The sequence below is a fragment of the Streptomyces sp. NBC_00569 genome, from assembly GCF_036345255.1.
Taxonomy (GTDB): Bacteria; Actinomycetota; Actinomycetes; order Streptomycetales; family Streptomycetaceae; genus Streptomyces.
This window is the reverse complement of sequence record NZ_CP107783.1, coordinates 3,449,028-3,470,034: the sequence shown is the minus strand read 5'-3', so window position 1 is coordinate 3,470,034 and position 21,007 is coordinate 3,449,028. Positions and strand designations below refer to the sequence as shown.

General features: G+C 71.8%; 19 protein-coding genes. 16 read left to right on the top strand and 3 right to left on the bottom strand.

Features of this window, described 5'->3' with window-relative positions; all coding sequences use genetic code 11:
• Window positions 1-122: 122 nt before the first annotated feature.
• The 8 genes from OHO83_RS15495 to OHO83_RS15460 all read left to right on the top strand — a co-directional run bounded on the left by OHO83_RS15495 (window position 123) and on the right by OHO83_RS15460 (window position 8,105).
• Window positions 123-845, top strand: a complete 723-nt coding sequence (locus OHO83_RS15495; RefSeq protein WP_266674709.1) for a DUF1684 domain-containing protein — start codon at window positions 123-125, stop codon at window positions 843-845.
• A gap of 44 nt (window positions 846-889) precedes the next feature.
• The gene (locus OHO83_RS15490) at window positions 890-2,410 is read left to right on the top strand and encodes an ABC transporter substrate-binding protein (protein WP_266674710.1); all 1,521 of its coding nucleotides are present in this window, start codon (window positions 890-892) and stop codon (window positions 2,408-2,410) included.
• On the top strand, window positions 2,410-3,375 hold the full coding sequence (locus OHO83_RS15485) for an ABC transporter permease (RefSeq protein ID WP_266674711.1): 966 nt from the start codon (window positions 2,410-2,412) through the stop codon (window positions 3,373-3,375). The genes OHO83_RS15490 and OHO83_RS15485 overlap by 1 nt, the downstream gene beginning before the upstream one ends.
• Window positions 3,372-4,190 (top strand): ABC transporter permease, encoded by an 819-nt coding sequence (locus OHO83_RS15480; protein WP_266674712.1) that lies wholly within the window; start codon window positions 3,372-3,374, stop codon window positions 4,188-4,190. The genes OHO83_RS15485 and OHO83_RS15480 overlap by 4 nt, the downstream gene beginning before the upstream one ends.
• On the top strand, window positions 4,187-4,987 hold the full coding sequence (locus OHO83_RS15475; RefSeq protein WP_266674713.1) for an ATP-binding cassette domain-containing protein: 801 nt from the start codon (window positions 4,187-4,189) through the stop codon (window positions 4,985-4,987). The genes OHO83_RS15480 and OHO83_RS15475 overlap by 4 nt, the downstream gene beginning before the upstream one ends.
• The gene (locus tag OHO83_RS15470) at window positions 4,984-5,748 is read left to right on the top strand and encodes an ABC transporter ATP-binding protein (RefSeq protein WP_266674714.1); all 765 of its coding nucleotides are present in this window, start codon (window positions 4,984-4,986) and stop codon (window positions 5,746-5,748) included. Before OHO83_RS15475 ends, OHO83_RS15470 begins: the two co-directional genes overlap by 4 nt.
• A gap of 40 nt (window positions 5,749-5,788) precedes the next feature.
• Window positions 5,789-6,331, top strand: a complete 543-nt coding sequence (locus tag OHO83_RS15465) for a GNAT family N-acetyltransferase (RefSeq protein WP_266674715.1) — start codon at window positions 5,789-5,791, stop codon at window positions 6,329-6,331.
• Between the two features lie 79 nt (window positions 6,332-6,410).
• Window positions 6,411-8,105, top strand: a complete 1,695-nt coding sequence (locus tag OHO83_RS15460; protein WP_266674716.1) for a proline--tRNA ligase — start codon at window positions 6,411-6,413, stop codon at window positions 8,103-8,105.
• 86 nt (window positions 8,106-8,191) lie between these two features.
• Here OHO83_RS15460 and OHO83_RS15455 read toward each other — a convergent pair whose 3' ends face one another.
• The 3 genes from OHO83_RS15455 to OHO83_RS15445 all read right to left on the bottom strand — a co-directional run bounded on the left by OHO83_RS15455 (window position 8,192) and on the right by OHO83_RS15445 (window position 10,135).
• Window positions 8,192-9,085 (bottom strand): aminoglycoside phosphotransferase family protein, encoded by an 894-nt coding sequence (locus OHO83_RS15455; protein WP_266674718.1) that lies wholly within the window; start codon window positions 9,083-9,085, stop codon window positions 8,192-8,194.
• A 65-nt stretch (window positions 9,086-9,150) separates the two neighbouring features.
• Window positions 9,151-9,633: a ferritin-like domain-containing protein gene (locus OHO83_RS15450; protein ID WP_266674720.1), complete on the bottom strand. Its 483-nt coding sequence runs from the start codon at window positions 9,631-9,633 to the stop codon at window positions 9,151-9,153.
• A gap of 1 nt (window position 9,634) precedes the next feature.
• Complete coding sequence (locus OHO83_RS15445; protein ID WP_266674722.1) at window positions 9,635-10,135, bottom strand: hypothetical protein; 501 nt, start codon at window positions 10,133-10,135, stop codon at window positions 9,635-9,637.
• Window positions 10,136-10,318: 183 nt separating this feature from the next.
• On the opposite strand from OHO83_RS15445, the gene rimP reads away from it, so the two are divergent.
• The 8 genes from rimP to OHO83_RS15405 all read left to right on the top strand — a co-directional run bounded on the left by rimP (window position 10,319) and on the right by OHO83_RS15405 (window position 20,949).
• A complete protein-coding gene (gene rimP / locus OHO83_RS15440; RefSeq protein ID WP_266674724.1) occupies window positions 10,319-10,831 on the top strand; it encodes a ribosome maturation factor RimP in 513 nt (170 codons plus the stop codon).
• Window positions 10,832-10,833: 2 nt separating this feature from the next.
• Window positions 10,834-11,823, top strand: coding sequence for a transcription termination factor NusA (nusA, locus tag OHO83_RS15435; RefSeq protein WP_266674726.1), 990 nt, complete (start codon window positions 10,834-10,836; stop codon window positions 11,821-11,823).
• 79 nt (window positions 11,824-11,902) lie between these two features.
• Window positions 11,903-12,181, top strand: coding sequence for a YlxR family protein (locus OHO83_RS15430; protein WP_266674728.1), 279 nt, complete (start codon window positions 11,903-11,905; stop codon window positions 12,179-12,181).
• A gap of 146 nt (window positions 12,182-12,327) precedes the next feature.
• Window positions 12,328-15,426, top strand: a complete 3,099-nt coding sequence (gene infB, locus OHO83_RS15425) for a translation initiation factor IF-2 (protein ID WP_329433861.1) — start codon at window positions 12,328-12,330, stop codon at window positions 15,424-15,426.
• Window positions 15,427-15,567: 141 nt separating this feature from the next.
• Window positions 15,568-15,861 carry a DUF503 domain-containing protein gene (locus OHO83_RS15420; RefSeq protein WP_116509238.1) on the top strand — a complete coding sequence of 98 codons (294 nt, stop codon included), beginning with the start codon at window positions 15,568-15,570 and terminating at the stop codon, window positions 15,859-15,861.
• Between the two features lie 33 nt (window positions 15,862-15,894).
• Window positions 15,895-16,362, top strand: coding sequence for a 30S ribosome-binding factor RbfA (gene rbfA / locus OHO83_RS15415; RefSeq protein ID WP_266674733.1), 468 nt, complete (start codon window positions 15,895-15,897; stop codon window positions 16,360-16,362).
• Window positions 16,359-17,267 (top strand): tRNA pseudouridine(55) synthase TruB, encoded by a 909-nt coding sequence (truB, locus tag OHO83_RS15410; RefSeq protein WP_266674735.1) that lies wholly within the window; start codon window positions 16,359-16,361, stop codon window positions 17,265-17,267. Before rbfA ends, truB begins: the two co-directional genes overlap by 4 nt.
• Window positions 17,268-17,493: 226 nt before the next feature.
• Window positions 17,494-20,949: a serine protease gene (locus tag OHO83_RS15405; protein ID WP_266674737.1), complete on the top strand. Its 3,456-nt coding sequence runs from the start codon at window positions 17,494-17,496 to the stop codon at window positions 20,947-20,949.
• The last annotated feature ends 58 nt before the right edge of the window (window positions 20,950-21,007 follow it).

Genomic DNA, 21,007 nt, shown 5'->3' with positions numbered 1-21,007 from the left:
TGGCGCCATTTGACATTAGTACTCCTTATGGAAGATAAAGAAGCTCCTTTGGTTCAAGCTTCACCCAGTGTGAACAACCTCCGTGTGCACACCGGCGTGGATGCTGATGAGTTTCTACGCGAATGAGTGCCGCCATGCCCGACCGTGCCAGTGACCCCTCCCAGGCCTGGGAGGAGTGGCGTGCAGAGCGGCACCGCTCCGTCACCGGCCCCACCGGGAACCTCGCCCTCGTCGAGACCCGCTGGCTGCCCGCCGGCGAGCGCCCCGACCTCACGGCGGCCCGCGCCGGAGAGCGCGACAGCGTGACCGTCACCACCGTCGAGCGCACCGACATGGTGACCGGCGAGCCCGAGTACGCGCTGCGGTTCTGGGACGCCGAGTCCCCCGCGATCCAGAACTTCGAGCGCACCGACGTGTTCCCGTTCGACCCGGCCTGGGTCCTGGACGCCACGTACACCCCCGTCGAGGACGGCCGCCGCGTCGCCTTCGAGCACATACGGGACAACGGCGGCACCCGCGACCTCGCCGTCCCCGGCGACATCGCGCTCACCGTCGACGGCACCGACTACACGCTCAGCGCCTTCGACGACGACGGCACGCTGCTGCTCGTCTTCGGCGACCCGACCAACGGGACGGCCACCTACGGCGCGGGCCGGTTCCTCTTCGTCGAGCACACGGGGGAGGGGCGGGTGCGCCTCGACTTCAACCGGGCGTTCGTCCCGCCGTGCGGCTTCTCCGATCAGTACAACTGTCCGATGCCGCCGCGGCAGAACCGCTTCCATCTGCCCGTGGAAGCGGGCGAGAAGCTCCCCGTCTTCCGCGACGGCTTCGCCGACCAGCACTGATCCCCGCGCTCCCCCTCCCCGCGCTCCGCACGAAGGCAGCCACCATGAACCTCCCCAAGAAGCCCCTGTCCGCCGGTGTCCTCACCGTCGCCCTCGCCGTGACCCTCGCCGCGTGCGGCGGCTCCGGCGACAACAACAGCAACGGCGGCAGTGGCTCGTACGACAAGAACGCCACGGTCAACATCGGTTCCCTGTACGAGCCGCAGAACCTGGACAACACCGCAGGCGGCGGCCAGGGCGTCACCGAGGCGCTCAACGGCAATGTCTACGAGGGCCTGTTCAAGCTCACCGACGACGGCAAGGTCGACAACCTCCTCGCCAAGGACTACAAGGTCTCCGGCGACGGTCTCACCTACACCTTCACCCTGCGCGACGGCGTGAAGTTCCACAGCGGCAAGGCGCTGACCAGCAAGGACGTCAAGTACAGCCTGGAGAAGGTGATCGCGCCGGACTCGCAGTCCGCGCGCAAGACCAACCTCGAGGTCATCAAGGCGGTCGACACCCCCGATGCGAAGACCGTGAAGGTCACGCTGAAGCAGAAGTCGATCTCCTTCGTCTACAACCTCTCCTACGTCTGGATCATCAACGACCAGGCGAAGAACCTGAAGACGACCGAGGACGGCACGGGCCCGTACAAGCTGGGCAAGTGGACGCGCGGCTCCGCGCTCGGCCTCGACCGCTTCCCCGGCTACTGGGGCACCGCCGCCACGAACAAGCAGGTCGTCTTCCACTACTACAAGGACGCGACCGCGCTGAACAACGCGCTGCTGACGAACGCCGTGGACGTCGTCACCAGCGAGCAGTCGCCCGACGCCCTCGACCAGTTCAAGTCCAACCAGAGCTACAAGGTCAACGACGGCAACTCGACGACCAAGCTCCTGCTCGCCTTCAACGACAAGGCCAAGCCCTTCACGGACGTCAAGGTCCGCAAGGCCGTCTCGTCCGCGATCGACGACAAGAAGCTCCTCGAGTCCGTGTGGGGCGGATACGGCAAGGAGATCGGGTCGATGGTGCCGCCCACCGACCCCTGGTACGAGGACCTGACCAAGGTCAACGCGTACGACCCGGCCGAGGCCAGGAAGCTGCTCAAGGAGGCCGGTTACGCGAAGGGCTTCAGCTTCACGCTGGACACCCCGAACTACGACCCGCACCCGACGGCCGCCACCTTCATCAAGTCGCAGCTCGCCAAGGTCGGCATCACCGTCAAGATCAACACGATCACGCCCGACGAGTGGTACACGAAGGTCTACAAGAACCACGACTTCTCGGCCACGCTCCAGGAGCACGTGAACGACCGTGACGTCGTCTGGTACGGCAACCCCGACTTCTACTGGGGCTACGACAACAAGCAGGTCGTCAAGTGGGTCGAGGACGCCGAGAAGGCGTCGTCGACGCAGCAGCAGACCGACATCCTCAAGAAGGTCAACCGCAAGACCGCCGAGGACGCCGCCAGCGACTGGCTGTACCTGTACCCGCAGATCGTCGTCGCCAACAGCAAGCTGTCCGGCTACCCGCTCAACGGCCTGAACTCTCAGTTCTTCGCGTACGACATAAAGAAGGGCTGATGACCGGCTATCTCCTGCGCCGCCTCGCCTTCCTCGTCGTCTCCCTGGTCCTCGCGAGCATCGTCCTGTTCGTGCTCCTGAGGATGCTGCCCGGCGACCCGGCGAACGCCCTCACCTCCGTGGGCGCCTCGCCGGAGCAGATCGCGGCGGCACGGCACTCCATCGGATCCGACCGACCGCTCCTCGAGCAGTTCACCCACTGGACCGGGCAGCTCGCGACCGGCGACCTCGGCACGTCCTTCGTCAGCTCGCTGCCCGTCGGACCCGAGGTCGTCCAGCGCCTGAGCGTGACCCTGCCGCTGACCCTGTCCGCGTTCGTGCTCGCCGTGCTGATCGCGGTCCCGGCCGGCTTCGTCGCCGCGTACAAGCGCCGGACCTGGTACGGCGCCCTGCTCAGCGGGGTGTCCCAACTGGGCATCGCCGTACCGGTGTTCTGGCTCGGCATGGTCCTCATCGTCGTGTTCGCGCTGAACGCGGGCTGGCTGCCGTCCGGCGGCTTCCCGCAGGACGGCTGGTCCGACCCCGCACAGGCGATCCGCTCACTCGTGCTGCCCGTCGTGACCATCGCCCTGGTCATGTCGGCGTCCCTGATCCGCTACGTCAGATCGGCGACGCTCGACGTCCTCGACAGCGACTTCCTGCGCACCTCGCGCGCCCTCGGCTCGTCCTTCGGGCAGGCCATGTGGCGCCACGGACTGCGCAACGCCTCCGTGCCGGTCATCTCGATCCTCGGCATCGAACTGGCGTCGACCCTGCTCGGCGCGGTCGTCGTCGAGTCCGTGTTCGCGCTGCCGGGGCTCGGCTCCCTGCTCGCCACCGGCATCGCCCAGCACGACTACCCCGTCATCCAGGGCGTCCTGTTCGTCTCCACCCTCGCCGTGCTGCTCATCGGCTTCGCCGCCGACCTCGTGCAGCGGATCATCGACCCACGGCTGCGCAACCGGCTCTCCGGAGGCGCCCGATGAAGCGTTCCGCGACCCTGTGGACGGGGTGCGTCCTCGCCGGACTCATCGCCCTCATCGCACTCGTCTCCCTCTTCTGGCTGCCGTACGACCCCTCGGACACCTCCGGCGGACGCCTCGCCGGGCCGGGTGACGGACACCTGATCGGCACCGACAAGCTCGGCCGCGACCTGCTGACGCAGCTCATGACCGGGTCCCGGATCGCGATCGCGGCCGGGCTCGGGTCCGTCCTGATCGCGGCCGTCGTCGGCATCACGCTCGGCCTCCTGGCGGCGTTCGCGCAGGGCTGGTTCGACGACACCGTCTCGGCTCTGCTCGACATCCTCATCGCGTTCCCGACGCTGCTGCTCGCCATGCTGATCGTCTCCGCCCGCTCGGCGACCCTCACCTCGGCGATCATCGCGATCGGCCTCGCCCAGAGCGCGATCGTCGCGCGCCTGACCCGGATCCTGGCCAAACGCGTCCTCGCGCAGGACTACATCACCGCCTCACGCACCTCCGGCACGTCCTGGCCGCGGATCGTCGGGGAGCACGTGCTGCCCAACATCTGGCCGACGCTCTCGGTCAATCTGGCGCTCCAGTTCGGACTCGCCGTCCTCGCCGAGGCGAGCCTGTCCTACCTCGGCCTCGGCGCCCCGCCGCCCAACGCCTCGTGGGGACGCATGCTCCAGGAGGCCCAGGCCACGTTCACGACCGCGCCGGCGGGCGCCCTCGCGCCCGGCATCCTCCTCGTCCTGCTCGTCATCGGCGTCAACCTCGTCGCCGACGGCCTGCGCGACACCTTCGACCCGGCCCGGCGCAGGAGGACAGCGGCATGAGCCTGCTCGACGTACGCGACCTCACCATCCGCACCGGCGACGGCCGCGACCTCGTCTCCGGCCTCAGCTTCTCCGTGGACCGGGGCGAACGGCTCGGCCTCATCGGCGAGTCCGGGTCCGGCAAGTCACTCACCACCCTCGCCGTGCTCGGCCTGCTCCCCGACGGGATGACCGCCACGGGCAGCGTCGAACTCGACGGCACCCAGATCGTCGGCGCCGGCGAGAAGCGGCTCGTCGACGTACGCGGCCGCGCCGCCGCGATCGTCTTCCAGGAACCGCTCACCGCGCTCGACCCGCTCATGCGCGTGGGCAGGCAGCTCGCCGAACCGCTGCGCCGCCGCCGCGGCCTCAAGGGCGACGCGCTGCGCAAGGCCGTCGCCGAAGCCCTCGACCAGGTCAGGCTGCCCGAACCCGGGCGCATCGCCCGCGCGTTCCCGCACGAGATCTCCGGCGGCCAGCGCCAGCGCGTGGCCCTCGCCATGGCGCTCGCCTGCGACCCCGGCCTGCTCATCGCCGACGAGCCGACCACCGCGCTCGACGTCACCGTGCAGTCCGAGATGCTCGTCCTGCTCGACACCCTCGTCGGCGAGCGCGACATGGCCGTCCTCTTCGTCAGCCACGACCTGGCCGTCGTCTCGCGGGTCACCGACCGCGTCCTCGTGATGAAGGACGGGCGCGCCGTCGAGGACGGGACGGTACGCGACCTGGTGCGCGCGCCCCGGCAGGCGTACACGAAGGCGCTCGTCGACAGCGCGCGGAAGCTCGAATCCGCCCTCGACCTGGGAGAGCCCCGATGACCGCCGTACTGGAACTCGACTCGGTCGGACACACCTACCGGGGGAGCGCGGCGCCCGTCGTCGAGGACGTCTCCCTCAAGGTCGACGCGGGCCACAGCCTCGCGCTCGTCGGCGAATCGGGGGCAGGCAAGACCACCCTGCTCCGGCTGCTGCTCGGCCTCGCCGGCCCCAGCACCGGCACGGTCCGCTTCGACGGGGACCCGCTGCGGCTCGGCGACCGCGAGCAGATGCGGCGCTTCCGGCGCTCTGTGCAGTGCGTCTTCCAGGACCCCTACGCCTCCCTCGACCCGCGCCGGCGCATCGGCCGCATCGTCGCCGAACCGCTGCGCTCGCTCGGCGTGGCCACCGGCGCCGCCGCACACGCGAAGGTCGCCGAGGCCCTCGAACAGGTCGGGCTCCCGGCGGACGCGGCGTCGCGCTACCCGCACGAGTTCTCCGGCGGCCAGCGCCAGCGCATCGCCATCGCCCGGGCCACCGTGTGCGACCCGCGCGTCCTGCTCGCCGACGAACCCGTCAGCGCGCTCGACGTCACCACCCGCGTCAAGGTCGTCGACCTGCTCGGCGAGCTCAAGCGGGAGCGGGGCCTGACCATCGTCATGGTCTCCCACGACCTGTCCGTCGTGGCCGCCCTGTGCGAACGGACCGCCGTGCTCGAACGCGGACGCGTCGTCGAGCAGGGCGAGACCCGTGACGTGCTCGGATCGCCCGAACACCCCTACACACGGCGGCTGCTCGACAGCGTTCCACGGCTGCCCGTCTGATCAGGCGAGGGCCGTCGGACGGCCCTGTAGTCTCCCCGTCATGACCCAGGACGACGTCGTCACCATCGGGCCTCTCGACCTCGCGGCACACGTCGACGAGGCACTGGCCGTGCAGGCGTACGCCTTCGGCCTGAGCGACGACGAGATCGCCGTGCGCCGCCAGATCGTGCTGCGGCACCTCGTGTACCCCGGAGCGCGCGCCCTCGGCGCCCACACCGGGGGCGGCCGACTCGTCGGCTTCGTCTACGGCATGCCGAACGACCGCGCCCACTGGTGGTCCACCGTGGTGGAGCCCTATCTGCGCTCGCGCTCACTGGACGGATGGCTCGACGACTCCTTCGTGATCACCGAGCTGCACGTCCACCCCCGCTACCAGAACCGCGGGATCGGCCGGTCCCTCATCACGACCATCACGGACAGCGCCGACGAGCCCAGGTCGATCCTCTCGGCCATCGACTTCGACAGCCCGGCCCGCGGCCTGTACCACTCGCTCGGCTACGAGGACCTCGCCCGGCAGGTCCTCTTCCCCAGCGCTCCCCGGCCCTACGCGGTCATGGGCGCACCGCTCCCGCTGCGTCGCTGAAGGCAGCCGATTTCCGGGCGCGGGACGGACCCGGCTAACCTCCTGCACATCCCTACCTTTCGCAGCAGGAGTCAAAATCATGGCCCAGGTCCAGCGCATGTCCCGGTTGATGGTCAAGACACTGCGTGACGACCCGGCCGACGCCGAGACGCTCAACCACAAGCTGCTCGTCCGTGCCGGGTACGTGCGCCGCACGGCCGCCGGCATCTGGTCCTGGCTGCCGCTGGGCAAGAAGGTCCTCGAGAACGTCGCCCGCGTGGTCCGCGAGGAGATGGACGACATGGGCGGCCAGGAGGTCCTGCTCCCCGCCCTGCTGCCCAAGGAGCCCTACGAGGCGACGGGACGCTGGGAGGAGTACGGCCCCGAGCTGTTCCGCCTCAAGGACCGCAAGGGCGCGGAGTACCTCCTCGGCCCGACCCACGAGGAGATCTTCACGCAGCTGGTCAAGGACCAGTGCTCGTCCTACAAGGACCTGCCCGTGATCCTCTACCAGATCCAGGCCAAGTACCGCGACGAGGCCCGCCCGCGCGCCGGCATCCTGCGCGGCCGCGAGTTCCTCATGAAGGACTCGTACTCCTTCGACACCACCGACGAGGGCCTGGCCGAGTCGTACGCCCTGCACCGCGATGCGTACATCAAGATCTTCGAGCGCCTCGGCCTCGACCACCGCATCGTCTCCGCCGTCTCCGGCGCGATGGGCGGCTCGGCCTCCGAGGAGTTCCTCGCCCCGGCCCCGGCCGGCGAGGACACCTTCGTCGACTGCCCGGCCTGCGACTACGCCGCCAACACCGAGGCCGTCACCTTCGCCGCGCCGGTCCCCGCGAGCGCCGAGCACCCGGCCGTCGAGGAGCTCGACACCCCCGACACCCCGACCATCGAGACCCTCGCCGCCCACCTCGGCGTCCAGGCCTCGGAGACCCTGAAGAACCTCCTGGTCAAGGTCGACGGCGAGATCGTCGCCGTGGGCGTGCCCGGCGACCGCGAGGTGGACCTCGGCAAGCTCGGCGAGCACCTCTCCCCGGCCGTCGTCGAGCTCGTCACGGCCGAGGACTTCGAGGGCCGCGACGACCTCGTACGCGGCTACGTGGGCCCGCAGGGCCTGGAGAAGGTCCGCTACATCGCCGACCCGCGCATCGCCGCCGGCACGGCCTGGATCACCGGCGCCAACAAGCCCGGCAAGCACGCGAAGAACGTCGTCGCGGGCCGAGACTTCGAGGTCGACGACTACCTCGACGTCGTCGTGGTCGAGGCGGGCGACCCCTGCCCCAAGTGCGGCACCGGCCTGCGTCTGGACCGCGCCATCGAGATCGGCCACATCTTCCAGCTCGGCCGCAAGTACGCCGACGCCTTCCAGCTCGACGTCCTCGGCAACCAGGGCAAGCCGGTCCGCGTGACCATGGGCTCGTACGGCATCGGCGTCTCCCGCGCCGTGGCCGCCCTCGCCGAGCAGACCGCGGACGACAAGGGCCTGTGCTGGCCCAAGGAGATCGCCCCGGCCGACGTCCACGTGGTCGCCGCCGGCAAGGCCCTCCAGACGGAGCTGGCGCTCGACGTCTCCCAGAAGCTGGGCGCCGCCGGAGTCCGCGTCCTGGTCGACGACCGCGCCGGTGTCTCGCCGGGCGTGAAGTTCACCGACGCCGAACTGATCGGTGTCCCGCAGATCCTCGTCGCCGGCCGCCGCTCGGCCGAGGGCATCGTGGAACTGAAGGACCGCAAGACCGGCGAGCGCGAGGAAGTGACGGTCGAGGAGGCCATCGCGCGCCTCACCGCCTGATACGAGAGCACTGAGGGCCGGGACGCGATGTCCCGGCCCTCAGTCATGTTCCGCGACGTGCCCGTCCGGCCCGCACGCGAGAACCGTCAGAGCCAGCTCGCGAACTCCAGCAACAACTCCGCGTCCCGCCCACGACCCACGCGCAGGGCCCGGACACCGGACTCCACCGCACGGAAAAGCGTCCAGCCGCGCAGCCGCTCCTGGTCCACCTCGAGGGACTCCGCGAGCCGCTTCACGCGCCGCCGCGTCGTCGCCGCACCGGACGGCGACGCGATCAGATCCTCCACCCGGTCCCTGACGAGCCGCGCGAGATCGAAGGCGCACTCGCCGACGACCGGGTCGGGCCCGACCGCGAGCCACGGCGTCCGCTCCCCGGCCAGCACCTTGCTCTGCCGGAACGTCCCGTGCAGCAGCCGCACCTCCGGCGGGGCCACGAGCAGCTCGTCCCGCGCCGTGAGCGCCGCGTCGACCAGGGGCACGACATCCGGCTCCGCGGCGGCGGTGGCCCGCATCGCCCCGGCCTGACGGCCCGTCCGGTCGGCGACCGTCTCGCAGGACCGCCAGGGCGGCGGGTCCACCCACAGCCTGCGCAGGGTGCCGGCCGCCTCCAACAGCGCCTTCGCCTCGGGCAGCGAGCGCACCGACACCTCGGGGTGCAGCCGCTCCAGGAGCAGGTCGCCCCCGTCGCCGAGGAGCTGCACCGCCCCGAAGCCGTTCCAGTGGGTGAGAGCCGCGTGCTCGGCCTCCGGGCGGTAGCGTTCCGGCGCCAGCTTGAGGACGGCGGGCGACCCGTCGGCCCGCCGCACCAGGACGACGAGGCTGCTGCGCCCGCCCGGCACATGCACCCGCTCGACCGTCAACTCAAGCCGTTCCACGGCCTCCTGAAGAATCTCCGGCAGCCTCGCCAGCCACGCCGACGCCCCCTCGTCCCGCACCTCGCCGAGCGCGTTGACCAGCCGCTTCGGCGGTTCGAAAGACATGCGTGAGTAACTCCCTTCCCCGTGACCGTCCCCGTGACCGCGGACCGTACGTGTGACCCTGCCGGCTACGCCTGCGGTGTCGCGGACGCTTCGGGCGCCACGGACCGCTCGGCGAGACCAGGGAAGGCTACGCTGCCGCCCCGCCAGCGCACCGCCCGCACCGCCGCCTCCCGCAGCGCGTCCGCCGCCCCCCTGCGCCGTGCGCCCTCGGAGGCCCGCACCAGGTCCGAGTAGACCCCGGCGACACGGTCCTCGATGTCCGCCGCGAGCCGCGCGGCCGCCGCCGAGTCCGGTACGGGGAAGGGCAGCGCGTAGGCGCCCGCGGACGGCTCGGGGTCGCCGCCGAGGTCGCGGACCGTCCGCCGCAGGTCGTCGCGGCGCGCCCGGTGGGAGTCGTAGGCGGTGCGCGCCTCGGGCTTGCGGGCCTCGCTTATCCGGCCGCCGACGACGCCATAGCCGTACACCGCGGCATGCTCGGCGGCCAGTGCGGCCTGGACCGCGGTGAGGAGCCGCTTGTCGCTGTCGTCCTTGTCGCGCATGTCGGCCATGTCAGTCCTTCGTCAGCAGATACGCGTGGCCGGCGCCCGCGGCGGCCACCGAGGCCAGCAGTCGCGCCAGTTCGGCGGGGGCTTCGACCAGGGCGGCCGCACGGCGGTCGGCGATGTCCCGCTCGGCCTTCGCCAGTGCGCTCACCGTGTCCTTCTCGGAGGCCGGTGACGCGGACGGCGAGGGAGAGGCCTGCGCGGCCGGGCGAGCCGGCGCACCGAAGGTCTTCGCGTGCCGGGCCACCTCGTCGCGCAACGGGCCGAGCCGTGCGGCCAGGGCCGGATGGGCCGCAAGCGCGGCCTCGTAACGGTCGAGCAGGTCGCCGCTGTCGCGGGCGGCGCGCGCCTTTATCCGCTGCGTGGCGGAGGCGCTGCGGCCGCCCGTGGCACCGTCCGACGCGGGGTCCTCGGCGTCGGAACAGCCCGTCAGGAGCGCGGCCCCGGCCACCGAGGCCAGCAGGCTCCTTCTACGCGGCCCGGCGGGGGCCCCAGTGGTCAACGGCACGGCAGACGTCCTCGGCAGGAAGGGTGGCAGGAAGGATTCAGCAGGAGCGGCGGGCGGCAGGCCCGGTGATCACCGTACCTTCGGCCCCTGCCTGGTGGACGGCAACACCCCCCCGGACCGGATACCCTTTGACCTGACGCACGACGAGACCACAACAGCACACGCGGCCGAGGAGTCACCCGGATGAGCACCACCCAGAGCGAGAGGCTGCGGTCACTACTGGAACCGCTCGTGAGCTCCCAGGGCCTCGATCTCGAAGAGATCGAAGTGGCATCGGTCGGACGTAAGCGCGTGCTGCGAGTCGTCGTCGACTCCGATTCCGGAGCCGATCTGGACCAGGTCGCCGATGTGAGCCGCGCGCTCTCGGCGAAGCTCGACGAGACGGACGCCATGGGCGAGGGCGAGTACGACCTCGAGGTCGGCACCCCGGGCGCCGAGCGGCCGCTCACCGAGCACCGGCACTACCTGCGTGCGATCGACCGCCTGGTGAAGTTCCAGCTGGCCGACGGCGCCGACACCGAGCTCGTCGCGCGGATCCTGAAGGTCGACGACGAGGGCCTGGACCTCGAGGTGCCCGGCGTGAAGGGGCGCAAGCCCACCGCCCGCAGGCTCACCTTCGACGACATCGCCAAGGCGCGCGTCCAGGTCGAGTTCAACCGTAAGAACAAGAACGAAGAGAATGCAGAGGAGGCGTAGCCGTGGACATCGACATGAGCGCCCTGCGGGGTCTGGTGCGAGAGAAGGAGATCTCCTTCGACCTGCTGGTCGAAGCGATCGAGTCGGCCCTCCTCATCGCCTACCACCGCACCGAGGGAAGCCGTCGCCACGCGCGCGTGCGCCTCGACCGTGAGAGCGGACATGTGACGGTGTGGGCGAAGGAGGACCCGGCGGACCTCGAAGAGGGCCAGGAGGCCCGGGAGTTCGACGACACCCCGTCCGACTTCGGCCGTATCGCCGCGACGACCGCGAAGCAGGTCATCCTGCAGCGGCTGCGCGACGCCGAGGACGACGCGACGCTCGGCGAGTACGCCGGCCGCGAGGGCGACATCGTGACAGGCGTGGTCCAGCAGGGCCGCGACCCGAAGAACGTGCTCGTCGACATCGGCAAGCTCGAGGCCATCCTGCCGGTGCAGGAGCAGGTCCCGGGCGAGGAGTACCAGCACGGCCTGCGCCTTCGCTCGTACGTGGTGCGCGTGGCGAAGGGTGTGCGCGGTCCTTCCGTCACTCTGTCCCGCACGCACCCGAACCTGGTGAAGAAGCTGTTCGCGCTCGAGGTCCCCGAGATCGCCGACGGCTCCGTGGAGATCTCCGCCATCGCGCGCGAGGCCGGGCACCGCACGAAGATCGCGGTCCGCTCGACCCGCTCCGGCCTGAACGCCAAGGGCGCCTGCATCGGCCCGATGGGCGGCCGTGTGCGCAATGTCATGGCCGAGCTCAACGGCGAGAAGATCGACATCGTCGACTGGTCCGACGACCCGGCCGACATGGTGGCCAACGCCCTGTCCCCGGCACGCGTGTCCAAGGTCGAGGTCGTGGACATGGCTGCCCGCTCGGCACGGGTGATCGTGCCGGACTACCAGCTGTCGCTCGCCATCGGCAAGGAGGGCCAGAACGCCCGCCTCGCCGCGCGGCTCACGGGCTGGCGGATCGACATCCGTCCGGACACCGAGCAGCAGTCGGCGGAGTAGCCACCACAAAGATCACGACAACAACCGTTCGATTTTTGCCCCAAAGGGGTGAGGTCGGTGCGGGGAGGTAGACTTAAGCGTGTCTGGCCGGACGCATGCCGGTGCATGCCCAGAGCGCACGTGTGTGGGATGCCGGGAGCGAACGGCCAAGAGCGATCTGCTGCGCATCGTGGTGATCGAGGGTGAATGTGTCCCCGATCGTCGCGGTACGCTGCCCGGCCGGGGTGCGTATGTGCATCCCGCCCTGGTCTGTCTCGACCTGGCGGTCCGCCGCCGGGCGTTCCAGCGGGCGTTCAAAGCCCCTGGACCGTTCGATACGGAGGCACTGCGCCACCGCGTCGAGCAGGTAACACCGTAGAACGTGCCGTACGGGACCCCGTGCGGTCCTGGTACCCCCGCGAGTTGGAAGTAGGTCGAGATTGCGATGAGCACTCGATGAGCACGCGATGAGTACGCCCATGAAGTAGCGACGGTCCGGCGTAACCCGGACCTAAAAGGAGCGAAGTGGCTAAGGTCCGGGTATACGAACTCGCCAAGGAGTTCGGGGTGGAGAGCAAGGTCGTCATGGCCAAGCTCCAAGAACTCGGTGAATTTGTCCGTTCGGCGTCCTCGACGATCGAGGCGCCTGTAGTACGCAAGCTGACTGACGCCCTCCAGCAGGGCAGTGGCGGCGGCAAGCCCGCCGCCCGCAAGGCCGCGCCCGCGAAGCCCTCGCCGGCCCGTCCGACCCCGTCTCCGGCGCAGGCCGCAAAGCCTGCTGCTCCGCGCCCGCCGGCTCCCAAGCCTGCCGCCGCGGAGAAGCCCGCTGCCGCCGCCCCGGTGACCCCGGCCGCCGGTCAGCGTCCGACGCCCGGCCCGAAGCCGGCTCCGCGTCCCGCGGCTCCGGCCCCGGCCGCGCCCGAGTTCACGGCGCCGCCCGCGGCTCCGGCCGCTCCCGCTGCCCAGGCCCCCGCGGCCTCCCCGGCAGCCGGTCCGCGTCCGGGTGCCCGTCCCGGTGCCCCCAAGCCCGGTGGCGCCCGTCCGGCCGGTCCCGCTCAGGGGCAGGGCCAGGGTCGCGGCGACCGCGGCGACCGTCAGGGTGCCCCGCGCCCCGGCGGCCAGGGTCAGGGCCAGCGTCCCGGCGGTCGTCCCGCCGGCCCGCGTCCCGGTAACAACCCGTTCACCTCTGGTGGCTCCACCGGCATGGCGCGCCCCCAGGCGCCCCGTCCCGGCGGTGCCCCGCGTCCCGGCGGCGGCCAGGGTGGCCCCGGCGGCCCGCGCCCGCAGGGTGGCCCCGGTGGCGCCCCGCGTCCGCAGGGTCAGGGCGGCGCCCGTCCGACTCCGGGCGGCATGCCCCGTCCGCAGGCCGGCGCTCCGCGTCCGGGTGGTGCCCCCGGTGGTAACCGTCCGAACCCGGGCATGATGCCGCAGCGTCCCGCTGCCGGCAGCCCGCGTCCCGGTGGTGGCCCCGGCGGTGGCCGTGGTCCCGGCGGCGGCGGTCGTCCGGGTGGCGGCGGCGGTCGTCCCGGTGGCGGCGGCTTCGCCGGTCGTCCGGCCGGTCCCGGTGGCGGCGGTGGCGGTTTCGCCGGTCGTCCCGGTGGTGGCGGTGGCGGTTTCGCCGGTCGTCCCGGTGGCGGTGGCGGTTTCGCCGGTCGTCCCGGTGGCGGTCGTCCCGGTGGTCCCGGTGCCCGTGGTGGCACGCAGGGTGCGTTCGGCCGTCCCGGTGGGCCCGCCCGTCGTGGCCGTAAGTCGAAGCGGCAGAGGCGCCAGGAGTACGAGGCCATGCAGGCCCCGTCGGTGGGCGGCGTCATGCTGCCTCGCGGCAACGGACAGTCCGTCCGTCTGTCGCGCGGTGCCTCCCTCACCGACTTCGCGGAGAAGATCAACGCCAACCCGGCGTCGCTCGTCGCCGTGATGATGAACCTCGGCGAGATGGTCACTGCCACGCAGTCCGTCTCCGACGAGACGCTGAAGCTCCTCGCGGATGAGATGAACTACATCCTCGAGATCGTCAGCCCCGAGGAGGAGGACCGCGAGCTGCTCGAGTCCTTCGACATCGAGTTCGGCGAGGACGAGGGTGGCGAGGAGTTCCTCGTCGCGCGTCCGCCGGTCGTGACCGTCATGGGTCACGTCGACCACGGTAAGACCCGACTGCTCGACACCATCCGCAAGACGAACGTCGTCGCGGGCGAGGCCGGCGGTATCACGCAGCACATCGGTGCGTACCAGGTCTCCACCGAGGTCAACGAAGAAGAGCGCCGCATCACCTTCATCGACACCCCGGGTCACGAGGCGTTCACCGCCATGCGTGCCCGTGGTGCCAAGTCGACCGACATCGCGATCCTCGTGGTGGCGGCCAACGACGGTGTCATGCCGCAGACGATCGAGGCGCTGAACCACGCGAAGGCGGCCAACGTGCCGATCGTCGTCGCGGTCAACAAGATCGACGTCGAGGGTGCCGACCCGACCAAGGTGCGCGGTCAGCTCACCGAGTTCGGTCTGGTGGCCGAGGAGTACGGCGGCGACACGATGTTCGTCGACATCTCCGCCAAGCAGGGTCTCAACATCGACTCCCTGCTCGAGGCCGTGGTCCTGACCGCGGACGCCTCGCTCGACCTGCGGGCCAACCCGGAGCAGGACGCGCAGGGTATTGCGATCGAGTCGCACCTCGACCGTGGCCGCGGTGCCGTGTCGACCGTCCTCGTCCAGCGCGGCACGCTGCGCATCGGCGACACGATGGTCGTCGGCGACGCGTACGGCCGTGTCCGCGCGATGCTCGACGACAACGGCAACAACGTCGAGGAAGCGGGTCCCTCGACCCCCGTCCTCGTCCTCGGTCTCACCAACGTGCCGGGTGCCGGCGACAACTTCCTGGTGGTCGACGAGGACCGTACGGCCCGTCAGATCGCCGAGAAGCGTGCCGCTCGTGAGCGCAACGCCAACTTCGCGCGGCGTGGCGTCCGGTTCTCCCTGGAGAACCTGGACGAGGCCCTCAAGGCCGGTCTGGTGCAGGAACTTAACCTCATCATCAAGGGCGACGCGTCCGGTTCGGTGGAGGCTCTCGAGTCCTCGCTGCTCCAGCTCGACGTCGGCGAAGAGGTCGACATCCGCGTCCTGCACCGCGGCGTGGGTGCCGTCACCGAGTCGGACATCGACCTGGCGACCGGCTCCGACGCGATCGTCATCGGCTTCAACGTCCGCGCTGCGGGCCGCGCGGCCCAGATGGCGGACCGCGAGGGCGTCGACGTCCGCTACTACTCGGTGATCTACCAGGCCATCGAGGAGATCGAGGCGGCCCTCAAGGGCATGCTCAAGCCGGAGTACGAAGAGGTCGAGCTCGGTACGGCGGAGATCCGCGAGATCTTCCGCTCGTCCAAGCTGGGCAACATCGCCGGTGTGCTCGTCCGGTCCGGCGAGGTCAAGCGCAACACCAAGGCGCGCCTGCTGCGCGATGGCAAGGTCATCGCGGAGAACCTCAACATCTCCGGTCTGCGTCGCTTCAAGGACGATGTCACCGAGATCCGCGAAGGCTTCGAGGGTGGTATCAACCTCGGAAACTTCAACGACATCAAGATCGACGACGTCATCGCGACGTACGAGATGCGCGAGAAGCCGCGCGCCTGATCCGCGCACGGTGAAGGTCGGGGCCGGTCGGCGGGACGAAATCCCGTCGATCGGCCCCGGCCGTTGCGTGTACGGTTCTGGTGTCCCTGCCAAATAGCTGGCGGGGCCACGAACCCGAACCGGCGGGACATCCGGACACACATGTATGTGGGGACTCTGTCCTTTGATCTGCTCCTCGGCGACGTCCACTCGCTGAAGGAGAAACGCTCCGTGATCCGCCCGATCGTCGCCGAACTCCAGCGCAAGTACGCGGTGAGTGCGGCGGAGACGGGGAACCAGGAACTTCACCGCAGGGCCGAGATCGGCCTGGCGATGGTCTCCGGGGACACGGGGCACCTCACCGACGTACTGGACCGGTGCGAGCGTCTGATCGCCGCCCGTCCCGAGGTGGAGCTGCTCTCCGTTCGACGCAGGCTCCACGGCGACGAAGACTGACTTTAAGAGCAAGGCGAAGAAGGAGACGGCGCAGTGGCCGACAACGCGCGGGCGAAAAGGCTGGCGGACCTCATCCGAGAGGTGGTGGCCAAGAAGCTCCAGCGCGGGATCAAGGACCCGCGGCTCGGTACGCATGTGACCATCACGGACACCCGGGTGACGGGTGACCTGCGGGAGGCGACCGTCTTTTACACGGTCTACGGCGACGACGAGGAGCGTGCCGCTGCCGCGGCCGGCCTCGAGAGCGCCAAGGGCGTACTCCGTTCGGCGGTGGGCCAGGCGGCCGGTGTGAAGTTCACGCCGACCCTGGCCTTCGTGGCGGACGCCCTGCCGGACAACGCCAAGGCCATCGATGACCTCCTCGACAAGGCCCGGATCTCGGACGCGAAGGTCCGGGAGGCGTCCGCCGGTGCCGAGTTCGCCGGGGGTGCGGACCCGTACCGCAAGCCCGAGGACGAGGACGAGGACGGCGCGGACGAGGACGGCGAAGCCTCGGAATGACGCAGAAGAACACCCCGACGCCCGACGGTCTTGTCATTGTCGACAAGCCGTCGGGCTTCACTTCGCACGACGTGGTGGCCAAGATGCGCGGGATCGCGAAGACCCGCCGCGTCGGCCACGCGGGCACGCTCGACCCCATGGCGACCGGTGTCCTGGTCCTCGGCGTGGAGCGGGCGACCAAGCTTCTCGGCCATCTCGCGCTGACCGAGAAGGAGTACCTGGGCACGATCAGGCTCGGCCAGAACACGCTGACCGACGACGCCGAGGGCGACCTCACGTCGTCCACGGACGCGTCCGGCGTGCGCCGGGACGCGATCGACGCCGGGGTCGCCAAGCTGACCGGCGCCATCATGCAAGTGCCGTCCAAGGTCAGCGCCATCAAGATCAACGGCGTGCGTTCCTACAAGCGGGCCCGTGAGGGCGAGGAGTTCGAGATCCCGGCACGGCCGGTCACCGTCTCGTCCTTCACCGTCTACGACATAAGGGACGCGGTCGCCGAGGACGGCACTCCGGTCCTCGACCTGGTCGTCTCGGTGGTCTGCTCGTCCGGGACGTACATCCGGGCCCTCGCCAGGGACCTGGGCGCGGACCTGGGCGTCGGTGGTCACCTCACGGCGCTGCGGCGCACGCGGGTCGGCCCCTACAAGCTGGACTCCGCACGCACCCTCGACCAGCTCCAGGAGGAGCTGACGGTGATGCCCGTCGCGGACGCCGCCACCGCCGCGTTCCCCCGCTGGGACGTGGACGCCAAGCGCGCCAAGTTGCTGCTCAACGGGGTCCGTCTGGAGGTGCCCGGCGAGTACGCGGGCGCCGGGCCCGTCGCCGTGTTCGACCCCGAGGGTGTGTTCCTCGCGCTCGTGGAGGAGTCGAGGGGCAAGGCGAAGAGCCTCGCCGTCTTCGGCTGATCTCTTCGCCGGCCCCCGCCGTGGAGCGGCGCGCGCAGTCCGTCGCGTGCCGCTCCACGACCCCCCCTCCAAGGGTCTATCCATCACCCCCGATCTGTTCACCCCTTCGGGCGGGCGCTCGGAGTGAACCGAGGGAGTGGAAGGGGGCGCGTTCGCTTCGGCGCCTGTTCCGCTGATCACCGCGCGCCTACCGTCGGTCCTACGGGGCGTGGCGGGAGGTTCGACGATGGCGGGACGTGGCCCCCGGGCGGGCGACGGGGACGCGACGGGTCCCGGGACCGGGCCGCCCCTCGTCCACATCTTCGATCTGGCCGGACGCCCGCGCGGCGCCGGCTTCGTCGCCGACGACCACGGCACCGTTGTCACCAGCCATGAAGTGGTCGACGGACTCGGCCGCGTCGTGCTGCGCGCGCCCGGCGGGGCCACCTGTGTCGTGGGCGCCGCCGACGTCGTCCCGCTGCCCGGATCGGCCCTCGCGCTCATCCGCACCGACACGACGGAGGGCCTTGGGATGCGCCCGCTGCCGGTGGCCGTCCGGGGCCCGGCCGGAGCGGGGTCCTATGTGCGGATCGCCGCCGGGGGCTGGCGCGAGGCGCGCGTCCTCGGCCGTGCCGACGTCACGTACACCGCGACCGACCGTTTCCACGTCGTCCCCGGGGCCATGGAGCTGGCCATCGGCACGGACGGCCGCGACGCGTTGCGGCTCGGAGGAGGGGCGGCCGGGGGACCTGTGGTCGACGCCGCTTCGGGCGCCGTCCTCGCCGTTCTCGGCACGGCCCTCGAGGCCGGGCATCGGGCCGCCGCAGGATTCGCCGTGCCGCTGCGGGAGGCCGCTGCCACCGACCCGGACGGACCGCTCGCCGCGCTCCTCGCGCGGAACGCTGCCACCGTGCCGGTGTACGGGGACGACCTCAATCTGGCGGGCGCGCTCCAGCTGACGGCCACGTCGGTCGGGTCCGACGGGCCGGGTGCGGTCCTCGACCCGGAGCCGGTCGAACGGCCGGAAGTAGCAAGGGAGTTCGCCGCGTTCGAGGCGTCCGGCGCGACGGTCCTGGCCCTCGTGGGAGCGCCGGGCAGCGGCCGTACGACGGAGCTCGCCGCCTGTGCCGCGCGACGCGGCCGCGGGGCCCACCCCGCCCCCACCCTCTGGCTGCGCGGCGCGGACCTGCACGGCGACGACCGGAGCGTGGCCGACGCCGCGAGGCGGGCGCTGGTGAGGGCCGGGCGCATCGTCGCGGCGTCACTGCCCGGGGCCGTCCCCGGACAGACCGGCGAGCCCGGAGGCCCGGAGTCCGGCGGTGTCGGCGATGTGTCGCCGGAGCGGATCGCGGCGCCCGCACGCGCCGCCGGCCGGCCCCTCGTACTGCTGCTCGACGGGCCCGAGGAGATGCCGCCCGTCCTGGCGCACCGGCTGGCGGAGTGGACCGAGGGCACGACGCGCTGGCTGCGGGAGACCGGCGTGCGGCTCGTCGTGGCGTGCCGGGGGGAGTACTGGGAGCACGCGGGCGAGCTGTTCCCGCCTGGTGTGCTGTACGGACGGACCGGGCGGCTGCCCGCCTGTGTCCCGCTGGGGGAGCTGACCGGCGACCAGGCCCGCGTGGCGCGGGAGCGGTACGGGCTTCCCGGGGACGCGCTCGCCGGCCGCGACGCCCGGCATCCGCTCGCGCTGCGGCTCCTCGCCGAGGTGCGGGCCGCGCTGCCCGGGCCCGCGCCGGGCAGCGCCGACCGGGACGCCGTCTTCGCCGCGTATCTCGACCTCATGTGCCTGCGGGTGGCGGTGCGCCTCGCCGCTGTGAACGGGCTGCGCGGCACGGCCGTGCGCAGGCTCGCCGCCCGGGTGTCCGGGCAGGTCCACGAGGCGGCGCGGCGCTGTCTGGGGCCGGGTCAGGGCGAGCTGGACCGGGAGGCGTTCGAGGAGGTGTTCCCCTGGGGCGCGCTGCCGGGGCGGCACGGCGGGGGCGTCACGGCGTGGGCCCCGGCCGTCCTCACCGAAGGCGTACTCGTCCCCGCGGGGCGCGGCTACCGGTTCGCGCACGAGGAGGTCGCCGACTGGATCCAGGGCATGCACCTGGACCTGGACGAGGCGCTGCGGGCGCTCGTCCACCGCGACCGGGACGCCGGCCGGGCCGCGCCCTCGGTGCCCGTGCCCCGGCACCGCGCGGGCCCCGTCGTCCAGGCGCTCCTCCTCGTCGAACGCCAGCAGGGGCCGGTCCAATTCGGCGCCCACCTGGCCGAGTTGGCGCTCAGATCCCTCACTCCCGGCGACCCTGACGCCTCCTGGTGGGCGGCCCACCTCGTCGAGGAGGCGCTCCTGCGCGTGCCCGACGCCACTCCCTATCTCGGGGTGCTCGAACCGCTCGCCGACCGCGGACGCCTCGACCCCTCGTTCTGGCGCCGCGTCCCCGTCACGGACGCCGTCCGCCTCGGCCTCCTGCGCCGCCTCGTCGTGCACGATCCGCCGCCCGGGAGCCGCGACCGCCACCTGGACACCGTCGCCGACCTGCTCACCGCGGACCCGGCCGGCGTCCAGGTCCACCTCACCCGTTGGTTCGACGACGCGCGGCCGCTGCCCGCCCTGCCCGACGCGACCGTCGCCACCGCGGCCCAGGCGCTCCTCCACACGCACCGGCACCGCGCCGTCGACGACCTCACCGAGGCCCTCGCCGACTGCGCGCACCCGCACGCCGACGAACTCCTCGCCGTGCTCGCCGACGAGGAGCCGTCCGCGCTGTGCCGCGCCGTCGACCGCTGGGCCCACGACGAGCGCCCTGCCCGCCGCGCGTCCGCCGTCACCTACGCGCTGCGGGTCGCCCCGCACGTCACCACCGACGCCGATCGCGCCCTGCTGCGCTACGCCGCGCTCGCCCTGCTGGCCCGCACCACCGACAGCGCCCGGCACGGCGCCGCGCTCGCCCTCCTCGTGCGCGACCCGCAGACCCGCGACACCTATCTGGCGCGCGCCCTGGAGCGGTTCGCGGACGGCGATGCCCAGGTGCCCGTGAGCGCGCTCGCCGCCGCGCTCGCCACGCACCCGGAGCCGGTTCTCCGCGCCTTCCGGGCCCGTGTGCGGGAGCCGGGCGGTGCGGCCGACGTACTGGGGACACTCGCCGGCGTGACCGCGCCCGCGCTCGCGCGCCGGGCGGCCGCCCTCGTCGAGGACCTCTCGGCGGACCGGCCCGACGCCGCTCAGGACGTCGCCGCGTACGTCGACCGGTGCCTGGAGCACGGACCGGCCGGGCGGGCGGTGTTCCATCCCCTCGTCACGGGGCTGCTCCGGACCTGTCCGGCCGCCGGACGGGCCGCGCTCGCGCCCGTCCTCGCCGCACCCGGCACGGGCGCCTCGCGGGCCCTGCGCGGTGAGCTCCTCGACGTGCTGCTCGCCCACGAGGACGACCCGGACGTGCTCGACGCCGTCCTGCGGACCGCCGCCCGCAACGCCGGGGGCGCCGGAGCGACCCGCGCCCGAGACCTGGTGCGGCGCACCGGACAACGGCTCGTCCGCACCCCGGAGGGAGCCGCCCGCTTCGACCGCGCCCTCGTGGAGTTCGCCGACTCGGTGCCCGGGTTCGCCGCCCTTCTCGTCGAGTGGCTGGCGGGGGCGCCGCGCGAGTGGGCCGCCCTCGTCGGGCCGAGCGCCCGCCGCGTGATCGGGGGTCTGGCCGGGGTACGCGTACCCGCGTGACCTGCCCCGGCCGGTACGGCGCCTCCCGATGCGGGGCGTGGGCGCTCGGCATGGCACT

Coding starts and splice junctions, on each gene's coding strand:
- OHO83_RS15465 (WP_266674715.1), top strand. CDS start 5,789: ATGACCCAGGACGACGTCGTCACCATCGGGCCTCTCGACCTCGCGGCA.
- truB (WP_266674735.1), top strand. CDS start 16,359: ATGACGCAGAAGAACACCCCGACGCCCGACGGTCTTGTCATTGTCGAC.
- OHO83_RS15455 (WP_266674718.1), bottom strand. CDS start 9,085: ATGTCTTTCGAACCGCCGAAGCGGCTGGTCAACGCGCTCGGCGAGGTG.
- rimP (WP_266674724.1), top strand. CDS start 10,319: ATGAGCACCACCCAGAGCGAGAGGCTGCGGTCACTACTGGAACCGCTC.
- OHO83_RS15405 (WP_266674737.1), top strand. CDS start 17,494: ATGGCGGGACGTGGCCCCCGGGCGGGCGACGGGGACGCGACGGGTCCC.
- OHO83_RS15475 (WP_266674713.1), top strand. CDS start 4,187: ATGAGCCTGCTCGACGTACGCGACCTCACCATCCGCACCGGCGACGGC.
- OHO83_RS15460 (WP_266674716.1), top strand. CDS start 6,411: ATGGCCCAGGTCCAGCGCATGTCCCGGTTGATGGTCAAGACACTGCGT.
- OHO83_RS15420 (WP_116509238.1), top strand. CDS start 15,568: ATGTATGTGGGGACTCTGTCCTTTGATCTGCTCCTCGGCGACGTCCAC.
- OHO83_RS15485 (WP_266674711.1), top strand. CDS start 2,410: ATGACCGGCTATCTCCTGCGCCGCCTCGCCTTCCTCGTCGTCTCCCTG.
- OHO83_RS15495 (WP_266674709.1), top strand. CDS start 123: ATGAGTGCCGCCATGCCCGACCGTGCCAGTGACCCCTCCCAGGCCTGG.
- OHO83_RS15490 (WP_266674710.1), top strand. CDS start 890: ATGAACCTCCCCAAGAAGCCCCTGTCCGCCGGTGTCCTCACCGTCGCC.
- OHO83_RS15480 (WP_266674712.1), top strand. CDS start 3,372: ATGAAGCGTTCCGCGACCCTGTGGACGGGGTGCGTCCTCGCCGGACTC.
- OHO83_RS15450 (WP_266674720.1), bottom strand. CDS start 9,633: ATGGCCGACATGCGCGACAAGGACGACAGCGACAAGCGGCTCCTCACC.
- OHO83_RS15470 (WP_266674714.1), top strand. CDS start 4,984: ATGACCGCCGTACTGGAACTCGACTCGGTCGGACACACCTACCGGGGG.